Origin of the sequence: Streptomyces sp. OR43, from assembly GCF_008042275.1 — a bacterium.
Classification (GTDB): Bacteria; Actinomycetota; Actinomycetes; order Streptomycetales; family Streptomycetaceae; genus Streptomyces.
Window position 1 is genome coordinate 13,755 of record NZ_RDBK01000010.1, and the last position, 14,825, is coordinate 28,579.

Here is a 14,825-nt window from a genome sequence, read left to right on the forward strand (position 1 = left end):
CACATGCCAGAGCTGTTGGGAATCGACATCGCGCAGGGCGGTGCTGTCGCCCTCCTCACCCTCGTAGTCCTCATGGTCCTCACGGGGCGCCTCGTGCCGCGGCGCACCTACGACGACCTTCTGGAGGAGCGCAACACGTGGCGGTCTGCCCACACCACCAGCGAAGAGGCGCGCCGGCTGGAGCGTGAGCAGGTTGGCGAACTCCTAGAGCTGTCCCGCACCGCCGACCGGGTCCTCACCGCACTACCCCACCCCGTCCATGGGGAGGTGAAGGCCCATGACGAGATGGACGTTGCGCAACCGCCGGCGTAACAGGCCCGCAACCGCCGGCCAGCAGGCAGCCTCCCACGCCCTTGAACGCGCCGAATCCGACAGGCGCGACGCCGAGGAACGCCGCCCGGAGGTGCGCCGCGCCGCCGCACGACTGCGGGCGGCACGAGAACGGAACCACTTCGCGGAGATGTTCCGCGCAGCAATAGAAGGGGGCAGGACGTGAGCCCCGCCGAGTTCGCCAACCTGGCCGTGTCCGCCCTCGTCGCCGCCATGGCCACCGCATTCGTCATCACGTACTGGCGTGTGGCCCCGTGGCGGTCGACAGCAGTCGGCTGGTACCTGATGACGTTCGCCGGCGCCATCGGTGGCCTCGGCCTGTACACGGTGCTCATCACCGCGGTCGGCCTGGAAGGAACCGCGGCCACCGTGCTCCGCATCATCCGTTCCGTACTACTGCTCACCATGGCAGGGCTGCTTCTCCAGGCCACACGCATGGTGCTCCGCGCCCAACGACGCCGGGTGAGAGCCGAGGAGAGCTGACGGATCCTCGTCGTACCCCAGCTGCTACGGGGATCCGCACCCCCTCTATTTGATGGTGCCGGTGAACTCGGGGAACGCCTCGAACCCGTCATCCGTCGTCCGCTGTACGGTGACGACAACGTCCTTGCCGTACCGCTTCTCCAGGGCGTTGTCGTGGGTCTTCACCGCGGACACCCCCGGGGCCAGCCTGCCCTCCAGTGGGGCGCTGCCCTTCTCGAAGCTGGAGCTTGAGGCCTGGCCCCCGTTCGTGGCGCCGTCCACCATGATGGAGAGTTCATCCAGGTTGATGGGCTGCTGGCTCTTGTTGTCGACCTTCAACCGGATCCGGAACTCGGTGTTTTTCGGGTCCGGTTCCTCGTACTCGCTCCAGTCGGTGAACACTGTCGCCTCGATGACGGTGACCTCCAGGCCGTCAGGCCAGGCGTAGGGCTTCCCGAACGGCAGGTTCGTGCTCGGCGCCTCGGTCGGCGCGGGCTTCTCGCTGCTGCAGTGCTTCATCCAGTCCGCCTGGAACAGGGACGTGTCAGAGCAGTCAACCTCGTGCGACGGGGCGGACGCCTTGACAGTGGACTTCGTCGCGGCCGGTTCGTCGGATGAGCCGCAGGCGGTGAGCGAGGCGGCGAGGATCAGAGCTGCGGCTGCAGCAGAACGAGCGCGCATGAGTCCCCCAAGGGTACTTCGTGGAGGCATGACCGTAGCGGGGCGGTATGGGATGGGGGAGCAGCATGCTCCGGTAGTGACGGAGTTGTGACGTGGGAGAAGAGGAGTGGTGGCGAGGTGTTCTAAGCCCGCCACGACGGAGGCTGTGTGTGCGATTCGAGTTCCGCGAGACGCAGAGCCGCCGTGATCACGAACTGTTGGCAGTACTCAAACTCCGCCGGGCTTGGCGTGTAGGGGCCGAAGGAGTGGTAGTCGATCTGGCCGTTGGCGAACTCGGTGATGTGTGGGCAAAGCTGCTGGAAGCGGAAGTAGCGGTGCAGGTCCACACCCAAGGACATGACGCGGAGGGCTGTTTGCATCTGCCCGGCGCCCTCGACCAGCTGCTCGTACTCCTTGCCGAACGCCTCCGCTTCATGCGTCGGATTGCGTACCGCCCGTGAGCCGTCGGCGCGAGAGAGCATCCTGGCAACAGACAAGCCTAGGTGCGGTCCACTGGAGATGCGCCTCCCGAAGGCGAACGGAGACAGCGGATAGCCGCGTGCACCGAGGTGATTCTTGAATAGATCGTCGAAGGCAACGGCCAGCAAGCCCATGGCGTCAAGGTGTTGACCGTTGCCCCAAGCAGTTGCGGACTTCTTGATCTTGCCACGTGCGAGGTCCTGGGTCACAAGATCGGCCATGTCGATGCCGGTGAAGGGGATGCCGAACACTCGGGGCGTGTTGTCTTCGAAGAACTGAGCAGTGTCGGTCCGGGCCTGTTCGACGGCCGCGCCAGTCGGATGTGCCGCCGAGTGCTTGAAGGCGTTCCTGTGCGCGGTAAGCCGTTTGATGGCAAAGCGACCTGCGAGGTCGACTCCTTGCTCGCCAGCCTTGTCAGGATGCATGCCGACGAAGTAGCGAGAGACGAAGTCAGTGCCCTTGTCCTGCACGGTGATGCCGAGGTGCTCTGAAGCCAGCATCAGGAATAGCTCGACGGCATCGTGGAACGTGAGTATGCAGCTTGCGGCGAGTGGATCGGGCTGACGGGATTGTTCCATGCCTTGCTGGGCCAGCAGGCGGATGAATGCCAGACGCTGCATGGTTGCTGGCGCTATCTCGCGCGTGCTCACGTTGTAGCTCCTGTCGTCAGAGGGTGCGATAGCGGGACGCTAGCGGGCGGCACTGACATCGAACCGCCGCAGGCGGCCCTGACTACACCGAGGGCGCGAACGGCGGGTTCGCGATTCGTCGCACAATGACCCACTTCTCGTCTCCGCGCCAGCACGTCAGGACGAGCCGGACAGACTGTCCGACGTACTCGCCCTGCCACGCGCCCTGCGTTTTGCCCGTCATCCAATGACCGGGACGGGTGCGCTGCATCGCACGCCGCGTCCCGGTTCCTACCGCCAGGTCGAAGGGCGCCGGACCGCGGCCGTGCTCGTCGGTACCGTTGGCGTTGGGGCTGAACCTGTAAGGCCACCAGACGAAGGCGTCGACCTCCTCTTGAGTCACGTCCGGGCCAGGATGGAGAACCTGATGGTCGCGGTCGTCGTTTCCGACGACTATCGAGATGCTGTCCAAGTGGCCGAGGAAGTCAGGACCTTCAAGGTGCACATCGAGTAGGGCCTGACCGTTCCCAGTCTCCGTCAGGTCGAAGGTGAACTTCGGTGTGAGGTCGGCGCGCCATCGCTGCTCCTCGATGCGGGCGACTGTATCGGCGGTTTCGGCTGACCGAACAGAGGTGCGCCACGCCAAGAAGGCCGCCGCTGTACTGGCGACCGCAGTGATGGAGGCAGTGATCTCGCCCCAGGAGATGTCCATGCGCCGGGACTCTACGGCCGGCCACTGACAGCGGGGCGAGGCGCTTCGTCATGCAGGTCTCATGCGGGTCGGCCCGCACATGCGGCCCGCATGACGACAGCTAGCGCATAACGTTCCCTCAGGCGCTGCCGCCGTCTTCGTCGACGAACGGGGCCGGCCCCAGTCCTGAGCAGCCAGACGTGCGGGGTCCGCCGGTGGCCATGAACTCGCTTTCGCGGCCGTCGGGCATGCGCAGGACCCCGGGCGCCGCGTCGAACAGGTCGACGTCTGAGGACTCGTCCACGAGCGTGACGCTGCCGGCCCAGGTGCTGTCGCGGTCTGACTCGCGGTTATCGGTGCGGCTGGGATCGTAGCGCAGCACGAGGGAAACGGTGACGGGGACTTCGCAGCCGTCAGGGAAGGCGACCGTGGCGGGGCCCACGTAGCGCGGGCGCCCGTCGGCGGGATGGAAGCGTGGGCTTGTGGACATGCCGCGATGCTAGCGACGGCCGCTCCAACCCGAGGCGAGTCGGCCGGACTCGACGAAGTGCCACTCTCGATAACATGCCATATCGCGGGCGTCATTTGGGGTGATTGTCTGACTGCTCGGAGGGCTGCGACTCACTATCGAGGGCGCCCCGTTCGCGCTGTCGGCGGTTCACGTACCGGTGCAGGTCGCTCACGATGACGTCAGTCAACGTCCGACCCTCCGCCTTCGCCTCTGCCATGGCGGCGCTCCAGAGTTCGTCGGGTACGCGGATATTCCGCAGTGGCGTCTTGCCGGTGGCTGGCCTGGCCATCTCTCCCCCTCGGGTGTGTAGGTACAGAAACTAGCATCCATCTCGCCGGATGGCTTGACAAGGGGTCGGTGTGGGCGCATTCTGTAGGTACAGAAACTGTCGCCGAACAGGGAGACCAAGTGAGCGTGATGACTGAGAACAAGACCGAGACGGCCAAGTTGCCCGGCGACTACGAGCCTGTCGCCTTCCAGGACGTACACGAGGGCGACACCCTCAGCTTCTCCAGGCGGGACAACGGCTTCGGCGGTAGCGGGAACATCGTGACCCGCACCGGCACGGTCACCAAGGTCACCGACAAGACGGTCACCGTCGAATGCGGGGACCTCTGGGGAGAGACCGGCATCCTACGCCGGGCCAACTGGAACGAGCGCGACGTCCACCGGATCACGAAGGCGACTCGCAGGCCGTACAACGTCGAGAACGTGCAGTACGTCGACGACGGTCTCATCGTCACTGCCGTATGGGTTTCAGACCCCACCATCGAGCCGGCGGAGGCCCTGCATAACATCCTCCGCCAGGACCTGCCCTACGAGGTAGTCCAGGTCGCGGAGGCCACCCGACACTTCAAGCGGGAGGGCGCCGACTTCTCTGGCTGGATCATCGCCAGGGGTAGCGACTACAGCGACCAGCCCATCGCCCGCAAGCGCGACGCTGTCAAGGCGCTGCGCAACTGGGCCGAGGGCTACTTCGCCCGATGAGCGAACTCGAAACGTGACGGTGCCCCGGCTGAGGAAAGCAGCCGGGGCACCGCCCCGAATCCTACAACTACTTGGGGCGGGCTCCTTCAATGATCGCGATCCTTCGAACCTTGTGGGTAGTGTCCCTGAACTCCTACGCGCGAGAGAACGGCATCGAGCCCGAGCGCACCGAAATCGACCTGGCGAACTACCTCACCTCATCGATCAACGACATCGCCCCCTTCGACGAAGCCGACGGCTACGCCACCTGCATCACCGAACGCCCCGCTCCTCAACCACCAGGGCAGGCTGCCGTCCGCTGTGACTGGCGCATCACCGTAAACCGGGAGGCGTGGCAGCAAGCGCGTGGGATCGGGCGCCAAGCGGTCCGCCCTGACCTGCTGGCCCATCTCGTGCGGGAGCTGTACAGCCTTCCGTCCGTGTGTGACACCGACGCCGTGATGACTGCCGTGTACACCGTCGGCCGAGGCCAACTGAAGTGCTCCTGCACCCCTGATGGTCGCAAGCGGGCTGACCGCTACAAGGAACCCCGAGCCGGAAGGAAGCAACCCACATGACCGCCATCGTCCCCCGCCAGCCGGAGGCCACCCCCGCCGTCTACGACGCTGCGACGCTCGCCGTCCTGGCCGCCATGGAAGAGGCAGCCGAGAGGCACCTCGACGCCATCCGCCCCCACAACACCAAACGCGGCTACGCCAACGACTGGGCACTGTGGACCGAGTTCCACGGATGGCTCGCCGAACGGGCCGGGCACGAGCTGCCACTGACGGCCGTCACCAAGGGCACCCTCGTCGGGTTCGTCGTCTGGCTCGACACCATCAAGCTGGCCGCCCCAACCTCCATCGACCGCAGGATCACCGGCGTCACCGTCACCGCACGCGGCCTCGGCGTCGAAGTCCCCAAGGCCGCCACCGTCGCCGCCCGGCAAGCCCTCAAGCCCATGAAGAACGACCCCGAACGCATGGCGCGCGGCCGAGGCAAGGCCGTCGCAGCCACCCCCGAACAACTCCGCCAGATGAACGCCGCCGTCGCCGACGGACTCGCAGGACTCCGCGACCGCGCCCTGTGGCTCATGGCGTTCGGCATCGCAGGACGCTCCGCCGAAGTCGCCGCCCTCCGCGCCGAGTCGATCGTCCACGTCAGTCAGGGCCTCGACGTCCACGTTCCGGCCGTCAAAGGCCGACCGCCCCGAGACGTCGTCGTCCACTACGGCAAGAACGTCGACACCTGCCCCGTCCGTGCCTGGCTCACCTGGCGCGCCGCCGCAGGCATCACCGCCGGACCCGCCTTCCTGCCCATCACCGTCCACGGGCACCGCGGCGACCGAGCCCTCAGCCCGGAAGCCGTCCGCGAGATCATCGCCCGCAACGCTGAGCGCGCCGGCGTCTCCGTCAGGTTGACTGGGCACAGCATGCGGGCCGGGTTCATCACCACCAGCCGCAAGGCGGGCAAGCGCGAAGAGAAGATCCGCGAGCAATCCGGGCATGCGGAGAACAGTCCAGCCTTCTGGGGCTACATTCGCGAAGCGGACAAGTGGACCGACGCCGCGTCCGAAGACATCGGGCTCTGACACTCGCACCATGGAGCAACATGGCCATGCAACTGGGCAACGGCATCACGCTGAAGGGTTACCTCCTCTACGAGGCGAGGGACGTCGCCAGCCTCAAGGGGATGTACACCAGCTACCTCCTTGAGGAGTACGAACGGATCTCTGAGCTCGCGTTCGGCAATCCAACTGCTGGATACCTCGTCACGTCCTTCATCCGCAGCGGGGGCGAGGACGTTGGCTTCGTCTCGCTCGACCATGGCCAGCGCGCAGTGGAGCTTGTCTACGTGAAGCCAGAGCACCGCGGTAAAGGGCTAGCGAGGGTAGTCCTGGAGGAGCTGAACCGAATCTGCCCCCAGACGCTTGCCCTGAAGACGCCTTTGTCACCAGGCGGGGAGGCACTGGCCTCGACGCTGGGGCTGGAGAGGGCGGACAACCTCCCGCACGAGGAGGCGAAGAATCAAGAATCGCTACGGATCATGCGAGAGGGCATCAAGAGAACCTGCCAGCACAAGGGCAAGGGAAGGCAGGGCGGAGACCCCCGCAAGCTCTGTAGGCGCTGCTACCAAACGGCGCTACGGAAGTACGCCAACGCCGTGATCGACAGGTAGCGCATGCTCTCCGACGTCAGGCCGTAAGTAGATATTTCCAGCCGCCATCTATCCCCGTGGCCGATTCAGGTGCATCGTTGATCACGCGGCCGGAGCTCGCCCCCAGGCGGTTCCCCCGTTCAGGCCCTGCCCGTTGGACCCCCGTTCCGGGCGGGGCCTGCCGCCCTCCCGATCCTCCCCGCGGGAGGGTTGGCGGCTGAGTTCAGGCTCTAGTCTCTGCTCATGAGTACACCGCAGATAGTCGTAGACCCCGCCAACCCGAACGTTGCGCACATTGACGTCCCGACAGGCGAGCCCACTTCTCAGGTTGTGAGTCTGGCCGCCAGCCAAGGATGGCAGGTGGACCCTCCGCAAATGGCCATTGCTGCTGATGGGAGCCCCGTACTGCGCCACGCTCTGCGGAAGTAGAGCCTGCATCCAACCGGGCAGACCCCGTCGTTCGGTGGCGGAGTCTGCTCGCGGTACGACTTCCCACTCTCCAGGGTGATGGGTCCGCGGTTCTGCGCTTGCTGGCTGCTCGGTGCCGATAGCAAGACTGCATGATCACTAAGACCGTGCGTGGCTTCGCTGCCGCCGCTCTCACCGTCCTGCCCTTGCTCGCCGCGACCCCCGCCCACGCCCGGGCGGACGTGCTCACCCTCGCCGAAGGGGTCCAGCGTCTCCCGCTGGCGGCCGAGTCCCGCGAGGGCTACGAGCGCACAAAGTTCAAGCACTGGGTCGATGCGGACCGCGACTCGTGCAACACCCGAGCCGAGGTGCTCGAAGCGGAGTCGCGCGTCCCCGTCACCATCGAGTCGGGATGCAAGATCGTCGCAGGTGAGTGGTACTCGTACTACGACGGCGTGACCCTCACCGCACCGGGCGGCCTGGACATTGACCACATGGTTCCGCTCGCCGAGGCCTGGGATTCGGGCGCCTCGCAGTGGACTGCGGCCCGGCGCGAGGCCTACGCCAACGACCTCGGGGCCGAGCGGTCGCTCGTGGCCGTGACGGCGAAGACCAACCGTTCGAAGAGCGACCAGGACCCGTCGACGTGGCTGCCCCCGCTGGCTGACGCTCGCTGTACCTACGCCGCGGACTGGGTGTCGACGAAGCTCCGCTGGGGGCTCACGGTGGACGCACCCGAGGCCGACGCCCTGGCCGAGCTCGCAGAGGGCTGCGGCGAGCAGCCGATCGAGTACGAGCCGGCCGCAGAGTAGCGACAGGCCTCACAGGTGCTGGCGCCCGTGTCTGGTCCGGATGCGGGCACCGGTCCCCGGCGTGAGGATCGGAGTACGGGCGGCGGCCCGGTCGCCCCTGGTCCCGACCAGGGTCTCCCTAGCTGCGGCCGGACCGCCTCCCGACAGACCCCAGGGGGCCCCGGGAGGTATGAATGCCGTCCACGATCTGGAGCGGTGCCATCTCGTTTGGCCTGGTCACGATACCCATCCGCGTCTCTTCCGCCTCGGAGGATCACTCGATCCATTTCCACCAGGTGCACCTGAAGGACATGGCTCGGGTCCGCACCCGGAAGATCTGCGAGATCGATGGCAAAGCCCTCGGCCAGGAAGACATCGGGAAGGGGTACCAGCTCACGAAGGAGCAGGTCGTCCCGGTGACCGATGAGGAGCTCGACGGGATGCCGCTGCCCACGGCGAAGGCCATCGAGATCGTCGCGTTCGTCCCCGCGGAGTCGATCGACCCGGTGCGCATCAGTGACAGCTACTACCTGTCGGCCGACGGCGCCGTGGCGGCCAAGCCGTATGTGCTGCTCAGACGTGCGCTGGAGCGGAACTCGAAGGTGGCCGTGGCGAAGTTCGCGTGGCACAACCGGGAGCGCCTCGGCCTGCTCAGCATCCGCGGCGACGCGCTCGTTCTCCACTCCATGAAGTGGCCGGACGAGGTCCGCGACCCGGCCGAGGTTGCCCCGGACGCCACGGACGTGGACGAGGGCGAGATCAAGCGCGCCCTTGAGCTCATGGACTCGATGACCACGGACGACATCGCCGGCTACCGGGACGAGTACAGGCGCGCCCTGGAGGAGCTCATCGAAGCGAAGCTGGAGGGCAAGGAGCCGCCTGAGCAGGCGGACGACGGTGAGCAGAAGCCGGCCCAGGTCGTCGACCTCATGGCGGCGCTGAACGCCAGCGTGAAGAAGGCCAAGGAGGGCCGCGGTGAGGACGATGGCGATCACGCCACAGTCCACGAGATGAAGCCGCGGAAGAAGGCGGCCTCGAAGAAGGCGCCGGCCAAGAAGGCTGCTGCGAAGAAGCCCGCGGCGAAGAAGAAGACGGCGCCGCGGAAGCGCAAGAGCGCCTGAGCTACCCGAGCACGCCCAGGTCGGTGTCGGGCCGGCAGTGCGAGCAGGCCCGAATTCCGTCGGCGAGCAGCGCCCGGGCCTGATCTCGATCGATGGCGCGCCGGCGCTTCCCTGCGGCGTGGCAGTAGCCGGCGTGGATCTCGCTGGGTGGGGCGCCCTGCCCGATACCGAGCTCGACGATCCAGTCGGGTACGGGCGGCCGCCGTTCCCCTCCCTGCCGCTTCTCCCGCTCCTGCTGCTCGGCTGCCGCGATGGCCTCATCGATGCGAGCTACCCACATGGCGGTCCAGGTCCGCAGGGTGCGGAGGCGTGGGAGGTCGGATGGGAGGTCGTACATATGTTCTACTGTACGCCGCTGGGATGAGTGATCGAGGAGGCCGCATGATTGACGCTGACCTGCTGCGATCCCTCGGCATCGACCCGACCATGCTGGCCCCGGCCGCACCGGCCTCGCCCCGCCAGGAGGCCGCTTTCGCGCGGCTCAGGGAGCGCGTCCCGTGCCTGCTGTGCGGCCAGCCGTCCAGCGCCGTCGATGTCGCCGAAGCCCCCGGGCACGGCCGCCGCTGGGTGGACCGTTGCATGCCGTGCATGGTCGCCACGACCCCGCGCGGCGGCCCCAGAGGGTCGCTGGAGGATGTGTTGTCCGTGCTCCGGGACGCCGCCCACGAGGCGGGTGTGACCGCCATTCGCATCGTCACGGACAAGGAGTAGGCGTGGACCGCTACCGCCTCACCCTGACGATCAGGGCGCGCACCATCGCGCGCGGCTGGTGGGCAGACCTGCCGACAGCCGAACGGAAATACACGCGCTGGATCGGCGAGCGCGGAGGCGTCGAAGGCGCGCGCATCACGCTCACCGACGAAGAGGACGGCGGGCGGATCCTGCAGTCCTGGCCAGACGACACCCACTGATCCCACCCGATTCGTCAGGGGCGCCTGGCCGCCGCGCCGCCTGATTGAGCTGGGGTTGTCATACCGGCCTCGTACTCTTGAGCCATCAACCCCCAGGGCCTCCGGGCCCACGATCAGGGGATTGCTTCCCGCCCCCGCCCGGCTGCTCCCGGACGGGGGCGGAGCTGCTCACTCGGCCGGTTCGGAGTGGAGCACGATCTTCTTCACTGCCATCTCCAGCTTCGCCCGGTCCTCCCCGGCGGCTTCTTCGGTCACGGCCCGCTGAAACGTCTCTGCCGCTTCACGCCAGGGCGCCCAGCCCTCGTCGCTGTGCGGCTTGCTCGTCGCCTCGGCTTGGGCCTCGACGGCCGCACGGTACAGCTGGATCAGTTCATCGCTCGGTTTCGCCACGGCGGGATCCTAAACGGCGGCACTGACAATCGACCGCAGGTCACGCCGCCTCGACCGCGTCGCCCCGCACCACGGCCGCCCACTCGGCCAGAAGCCGCTCGTACTCCCGGCGCCCCTCCGGCGACAGTCGCCCCGAGGACCTCTGCCAGAGCGCGCGGATGTCCGCGTTCACCTCGGCCAGCGAGCGCACAGATGTGGCAGGCGTAGGGGGAGTGGGCATGGCATCAGGGTAGGCCCGAGGTCCGACAATGGGCCCGCGTAGGGTCGGTTTTGTGATTGAGACCATCGTCCTCGACGTCGGCGAAACCCTGATCCGCGACGACCGCTACTGGCAGTCCTGGGCTGACTGGCTCGACGTACCCCCGCACACGCTCAGCGCCCTCGTAGGGGCTGTGGTGGTGCAGGGGAGGGACAACGCCGACGCCGTGCGACTCGTCCGGCCGGGCATCGACATTGCTGCCGAGTATGCCGCCCGGGAGGCGGCCGGCCGCGGCGAAGTGCTCGACGAGCGCGACCTCTACGCTGACGTCCGCCCCGCCTTGGGCGCGCTGCGTGAGCTCGGTATCCGGGTGGTCGTGGCCGGGAACCAGACCGAGAAGGCGGCGACTCTACTGCGCGCCCTCGACCTCCCTGCCGACCTGGTGATCATGTCCGGGGAGTGGGGTGTCGCGAAGCCGGCACCGGAGTTCTTTGCCCGCGTCCTGGAGGTGTCCGGGGCGGGTCCGCAGTCAACGCTGTACGTGGGAGACCACCCGGCCAACGACATCTTCCCCGCCCGCGCGGCCGGGCTACGAACAGCCCACATCCGCCGCGGCCCGTGGGGCTACTGGTGGGCGGACGACCCCGAGGTGCGTGCCGCGGCAGACTGGTCGATCAACTCCCTGACCGACCTGCTGGACATCGTCGCCCGCTGACCGAAACGGCCCCACCCCCGAGCGCGTGCCGGAGTGGGGCCGTTCGCGCACCAACTGCACATAGCGGCCGGTACGGTTCGAAGTGGAGACCTCGAACGGAGCAAGGATGCCACCGACCCAGCCGGGTTCGGTAGGCCGACGTATTGCGTACTACCGCAGCGTCGCCCGCCCGAAAATGACCCAGCAACAACTCGCCGACCGCGCGAACGTCGCCCTCGGCACCATCCGCAAAATCGAGCGCGGGGAACGCGGCGTCACCGACGACACCCTCGACGCCATCGCCGGAGCACTCGGAGTGGACCCGTCCCGCCTCGTCGCGGACCGCGAGCACGTCTCCACCCGCATCCGCGACGCACTCCCCGGGCTGTCGGCGGCCATCGCCACCTACGACATGCCGGAGGACGGCCCAGTCCGGTCACTGCCCGAGCTGCAGACCGCGGTCGCCCAGGCCACAGCGTGGCGCCTGTCCGCCCAGTACCTCCAGATCGCCCGAACCCTGCCCGACCTCCTGGCCGAGCTCGCCCGCGCCGCCCAGACACCGACCGGGGCTGGCAACCCCGAGCTGGCGTCCCTCCTCGTGACCGCATACCGGTGCGCTGACGCGGTCGCCTACAAATACGGGGCCCGCGACCTGTCCGCACGACTCATCGAGCTGATGCGCTGGGCTGCACCCGGCGCCGGCGACCCGCTGCTGCAGGCCGCGGTGAGCTACGTCCGCACCGAGACCTTCTTCGCCGCCAGAGCCCATGCGTCTGGGCTGCGCGCCCTGGAGCAGGCAGTCGACGCCTGCCCCGAGCCCGTCACCCACGAGGCGATTGCCGCCCGCGGGGCACTCCACATGCGGGCCGCCGTCATCGCCGGGCGCGCCGGCAGCCCTGACGCAGCCGACGGGCACCTGGCCGAGGCCCGGACCCTGGGCGACCGAGTGGCCGAGGGCATCTACCAGGGGACCGCGTTCGGCCCGGACAGTGTCCGCATCCACGAGGTCAGCGTCGCCGTCAGCCTTGGCAACGAGCACGTCCAGCGCGCCTTCGACGTGGCCCGCGAATGGAAGCCGCCCGCCGACCTGCCGGCCGAGCGCCGCTCGGGCTTCTACATCGAGCTCGCCCGCGCCCAGCTGTGGGGCGGCCTCATGGACGACAGCTTCGAGTCCCTCAAGGTCGCCCGCCGGATTGCGCCGCAGCACACCCGCGAGCACCCGTGGGTGCGGGAGGACGCAGCAACGCTTCGCCGACTGAAGCGGGCCGACGCTGAAACGCTGACGAACTTTGCCGAGTGGTGCCACGCCAGCTAGGTACCCCTGACTACCCCTCACCGGGGTACTTGTGCCCCTTGTCGCAGCCCATGATCTGTCCAGTCACCAGGAACTGGGCAGATGGGACGGGGTAGCCATGAGCTCACAGAACACCGCACCGGCAGCCGGACAGCCGAGCTTCGCCCGATTACACGGCGAGGCCTGTTGGCACTGCGGCGCCGCCATCGGGCCGTTCTATCCGGCCGGCGAGGTCACCCTTGATGATGACGGCCGCGCATGGCCTGTCGTGGCCTGCTCGGCCCATCAGGACAGGCGGTTGCCGTGACGACCAGGGAGCTGCCACCGGTCACCACGTTGACGATGCACCAGCAGCGCGGGTGGCGGTGTGTGTGGTGCCGTGCCCCGCTGAGCGTCGGCTACGACATCGACTTGGGGGAGCAGCGCACCCGCCCTCGCACGGGCGCCGCGTACTCGTGGTTCCCGCGGTGCTGCTCGGACGCGCAGGCCTGTGCGGAACGCGAGGAAGGGCGTGCGCCGCAATGATCTGCGCTCGCTGCGACCAGCGAATTGTCGGCGACGCCGTCCGACTCGACCGCTCGGGGTCGATGAGCGGGGCCCGACCCGACGACTGGGCACACCCTGTGGGAGACCCCGACTGCCGGTTGCCGCGGGTGTCGCGTCTGGGGTCGCCGTTGAGAAGGGCGCTGCGGCGGGGCTGAACACGAAGCAACCGAGCGGGTTCGACACAGAGGAAATCAGCGGTCTAGACCTACCCAGGCCTTTGACCAGGACTTATACGGAGCGTGCGTTTGTATCCTTCATGTGGGTGGCTGGCGCATATATCCACACCCCAAGGCTTCCGCCAGGTGGAATCTTGAGTCAGGCTCGGTTCTGACTGCCGAGTCAGGTCAGCCCGTCAGCCGAGGAGGTCTCGCACGTGCACTCGAAGTTCGCGTGCAATCAGCAGCAGGTGGCTGATCTTCGCCTCGCCGCCATACTCGATCCGCTGAATTGTGCTGCGGTCGATCCCGGTCTGTTCGGCCAGTCGTTCCTGGGTGATTCCCACGTGCATCCGTTGGACGCGCACGCGGTCGCCGAGCGCCCGGCGGGCGTCGAGGATCCACTGTTCGTCTGCGGGCGGCACGCCTGCCACGCTCCGCTGAAGATCATCTTATGTCCGCAGCAATTTTGCGGCATTTTTTGATCTTGAGTGAAGCGTGCCGACGGCTCGGCGGCTCGACTAGGGATGCCCGCCTGGTCGCCGCCCTCGCTCCCTGCTGAGCTCTGGCATATGCCGTGGAGCTAGGGCTACTGTCCTAAATTCGAACACGTGTTCATTCCTCCGGGTGAAGTACCCCCAACTCGCGGTTCCCGTTAGGCAGGGCGGGCACCACCAACGCCACAGCTACCAGCGCAGGAGAAGGACATGGACAGTCAGCAGATTCTCGGCCTCTATACGTGGAAGCGCGGCGCCTGCTTCCGGCACCCGGAAGCAGGCGAAGTGGACACCACGGTCGTACAGGAACTCCACACCCGGGGCGGGGACGTAGAAGGCATCCGTGCGTGCCAGGCCTGCATCCTGGCGATGGAGGAGAGGCGACGCAGCCTGGCCGCCGAGGCTGGCGTGGCGTATGAACCGGGGCACGCCGGTGCGCCGCTCTGAAGGTTGAATCACCAGGTGAACGGCTCGCTGCAGCGGAACTCCCGGGCGGAATCTGGGGAGAATCTGGGGAGCGAAGACCTGCGGGGAGCGCTCGGGGAGACCCGGATTGGGAAGTCACGGGCAGTGCGGGGCACTCAAGGGCACACGAAGGTGGCAGGTCAGGGCGCAACTTCGGAAGAGCGGAGTGCATCGGCGCAGGCCGCACGGCGCTGGCCTGGCAGAACACGGCCTACAACCAGCCGCCGCACCCGAGCTTCTTCATCGGGAGCGGCATGGCGACGGCGCCCCGGCCCACCGTGTCGACGCCCTGACGGCCGGCACGGGCCCCGTCGGCTCATGAGGAGGCGGCCGCGGGTGACGCACCTGCGGCCGCCGGGTCCTACGCCGTCCCGCCCACCGTCACGTCACCCGACGCCTGCGGGGCGGGCGGCGGGGCTTCGGACTCCCCGGTCTGCGGGGTCACGGGCTCCGGGGCCGACTCCGATG

Annotated in this window: 22 protein-coding genes and 1 pseudogene; 15 read left to right on the forward strand and 8 right to left on the reverse strand. The window is 67.6% G+C overall.

Translation table 11 applies throughout. The features are described 5' to 3' along the window. Positions 1–3: 3 nt before the first annotated feature. The 3 genes from EAO72_RS07820 to EAO72_RS07825 are packed head-to-tail and all read left to right on the forward strand — an operon-like array spanning position 4 to position 813. Complete coding sequence (locus tag EAO72_RS07820) at positions 4–312, forward strand: hypothetical protein (RefSeq protein ID WP_148016504.1); 309 nt, start codon at positions 4–6, stop codon at positions 310–312. Next, positions 278–496, forward strand: a complete 219-nt coding sequence (locus EAO72_RS44275) for a DUF7620 family protein (RefSeq protein WP_459112817.1) — start codon at positions 278–280, stop codon at positions 494–496. Before EAO72_RS07820 ends, EAO72_RS44275 begins: the two co-directional genes overlap by 35 nt. After that, positions 493–813, forward strand: coding sequence for a putative phage holin (locus EAO72_RS07825; protein ID WP_148016505.1), 321 nt, complete (start codon positions 493–495; stop codon positions 811–813). The genes EAO72_RS44275 and EAO72_RS07825 overlap by 4 nt, the downstream gene beginning before the upstream one ends. A 45-nt stretch (positions 814–858) precedes the next feature. Here EAO72_RS07825 and EAO72_RS07830 read toward each other — a convergent pair whose 3' ends face one another. From EAO72_RS07830 to EAO72_RS07845, 4 genes are all read right to left on the reverse strand, one after another. Beyond that, the gene (locus EAO72_RS07830; RefSeq protein WP_148016506.1) at positions 859–1,473 is read right to left on the reverse strand and encodes a hypothetical protein; all 615 of its coding nucleotides are present in this window, start codon (positions 1,471–1,473) and stop codon (positions 859–861) included. 122 nt (positions 1,474–1,595) lie between these two features. Further along, positions 1,596–2,582 (reverse strand): hypothetical protein, encoded by a 987-nt coding sequence (locus EAO72_RS07835; RefSeq protein WP_148016507.1) that lies wholly within the window; start codon positions 2,580–2,582, stop codon positions 1,596–1,598. An 82-nt stretch (positions 2,583–2,664) separates the two neighbouring features. Continuing rightward, positions 2,665–3,273 (reverse strand): hypothetical protein, encoded by a 609-nt coding sequence (locus EAO72_RS07840; RefSeq protein WP_148016508.1) that lies wholly within the window; start codon positions 3,271–3,273, stop codon positions 2,665–2,667. Positions 3,274–3,391: 118 nt separating this feature from the next. Continuing rightward, the gene (locus tag EAO72_RS07845; RefSeq protein ID WP_148016509.1) at positions 3,392–3,742 is read right to left on the reverse strand and encodes a hypothetical protein; all 351 of its coding nucleotides are present in this window, start codon (positions 3,740–3,742) and stop codon (positions 3,392–3,394) included. Between the two features lie 429 nt (positions 3,743–4,171). Between EAO72_RS07845 and EAO72_RS07850 the strand changes: the two genes are divergently transcribed. The 6 genes from EAO72_RS07850 (at position 4,172) to ku (ending at position 9,206) form a co-directional block, all read left to right on the forward strand. Then, positions 4,172–4,750, forward strand: coding sequence for a hypothetical protein (locus EAO72_RS07850; protein ID WP_148016510.1), 579 nt, complete (start codon positions 4,172–4,174; stop codon positions 4,748–4,750). A 119-nt stretch (positions 4,751–4,869) separates the two neighbouring features. Further along, positions 4,870–5,307 (forward strand): hypothetical protein, encoded by a 438-nt coding sequence (locus tag EAO72_RS07855; protein ID WP_148016511.1) that lies wholly within the window; start codon positions 4,870–4,872, stop codon positions 5,305–5,307. Then, a complete protein-coding gene (locus tag EAO72_RS07860) occupies positions 5,304–6,320 on the forward strand; it encodes a tyrosine-type recombinase/integrase (protein ID WP_148016512.1) in 1,017 nt (338 codons plus the stop codon). Before EAO72_RS07855 ends, EAO72_RS07860 begins: the two co-directional genes overlap by 4 nt. Before the next feature lie 20 nt (positions 6,321–6,340). After that, positions 6,341–6,907 (forward strand): GNAT family N-acetyltransferase, encoded by a 567-nt coding sequence (locus EAO72_RS07865; RefSeq protein WP_148016513.1) that lies wholly within the window; start codon positions 6,341–6,343, stop codon positions 6,905–6,907. Positions 6,908–7,446: 539 nt separating this feature from the next. After that, positions 7,447–8,106, forward strand: coding sequence for an HNH endonuclease family protein (locus EAO72_RS07870; RefSeq protein WP_148016514.1), 660 nt, complete (start codon positions 7,447–7,449; stop codon positions 8,104–8,106). 173 nt (positions 8,107–8,279) lie between these two features. Next, positions 8,280–9,206, forward strand: a complete 927-nt coding sequence (ku, locus tag EAO72_RS07875) for a non-homologous end joining protein Ku (RefSeq protein WP_148016515.1) — start codon at positions 8,280–8,282, stop codon at positions 9,204–9,206. A gap of 1 nt (position 9,207) precedes the next feature. Here the strand turns inward: ku and EAO72_RS07880 are convergent, their stop codons facing one another. After that, positions 9,208–9,543 (reverse strand): DUF6233 domain-containing protein, encoded by a 336-nt coding sequence (locus tag EAO72_RS07880; protein WP_148016516.1) that lies wholly within the window; start codon positions 9,541–9,543, stop codon positions 9,208–9,210. Between the two features lie 44 nt (positions 9,544–9,587). Here EAO72_RS07880 and EAO72_RS07885 point away from each other — a divergent pair, with 44 nt between their 5' ends. Both EAO72_RS07885 and EAO72_RS07890 read left to right on the forward strand, forming a co-directional pair. Continuing rightward, a complete protein-coding gene (locus EAO72_RS07885) occupies positions 9,588–9,917 on the forward strand; it encodes a hypothetical protein (RefSeq protein WP_148016517.1) in 330 nt (109 codons plus the stop codon). A 2-nt stretch (positions 9,918–9,919) separates the two neighbouring features. Then, positions 9,920–10,117 carry a hypothetical protein gene (locus EAO72_RS07890; RefSeq protein ID WP_148016518.1) on the forward strand — a complete coding sequence of 66 codons (198 nt, stop codon included), beginning with the start codon at positions 9,920–9,922 and terminating at the stop codon, positions 10,115–10,117. 168 nt (positions 10,118–10,285) lie between these two features. On the opposite strand, the gene EAO72_RS07895 is transcribed toward EAO72_RS07890, so the two are convergent. Next, positions 10,286–10,507 carry a hypothetical protein gene (locus EAO72_RS07895; RefSeq protein WP_148016519.1) on the reverse strand — a complete coding sequence of 74 codons (222 nt, stop codon included), beginning with the start codon at positions 10,505–10,507 and terminating at the stop codon, positions 10,286–10,288. A 40-nt stretch (positions 10,508–10,547) separates the two neighbouring features. Continuing rightward, positions 10,548–10,727 carry a hypothetical protein gene (locus EAO72_RS07900; protein WP_148016520.1) on the reverse strand — a complete coding sequence of 60 codons (180 nt, stop codon included), beginning with the start codon at positions 10,725–10,727 and terminating at the stop codon, positions 10,548–10,550. 52 nt (positions 10,728–10,779) lie between these two features. On the opposite strand from EAO72_RS07900, the gene EAO72_RS07905 reads away from it, so the two are divergent. Together EAO72_RS07905 and EAO72_RS07910 are read left to right on the forward strand one after the other, a co-directional pair. Then, positions 10,780–11,421 carry an HAD family hydrolase gene (locus tag EAO72_RS07905; RefSeq protein WP_148016521.1) on the forward strand — a complete coding sequence of 214 codons (642 nt, stop codon included), beginning with the start codon at positions 10,780–10,782 and terminating at the stop codon, positions 11,419–11,421. Positions 11,422–11,527: 106 nt separating this feature from the next. Further along, on the forward strand, positions 11,528–12,715 hold the full coding sequence (locus tag EAO72_RS07910) for a helix-turn-helix domain-containing protein (protein WP_148016522.1): 1,188 nt from the start codon (positions 11,528–11,530) through the stop codon (positions 12,713–12,715). An 877-nt stretch (positions 12,716–13,592) separates the two neighbouring features. Here the strand turns inward: EAO72_RS07910 and EAO72_RS07920 are convergent. After that, on the reverse strand, positions 13,593–13,748 hold the full coding sequence (locus tag EAO72_RS07920) for a helix-turn-helix domain-containing protein (RefSeq protein WP_261991363.1): 156 nt from the start codon (positions 13,746–13,748) through the stop codon (positions 13,593–13,595). A gap of 354 nt (positions 13,749–14,102) precedes the next feature. Between EAO72_RS07920 and EAO72_RS07925 the strand changes: the two genes are divergently transcribed. Together EAO72_RS07925 and EAO72_RS44000 are read left to right on the forward strand one after the other, a co-directional pair. Then, positions 14,103–14,339: a hypothetical protein gene (locus EAO72_RS07925; protein WP_148016525.1), complete on the forward strand. Its 237-nt coding sequence runs from the start codon at positions 14,103–14,105 to the stop codon at positions 14,337–14,339. Positions 14,340–14,539: 200 nt separating this feature from the next. Next, positions 14,540–14,650 (forward strand): annotated as a pseudogene (locus EAO72_RS44000) (rhamnogalacturonan lyase family protein); the annotation flags it as partial. Positions 14,651–14,825 lie beyond the last annotated feature (175 nt).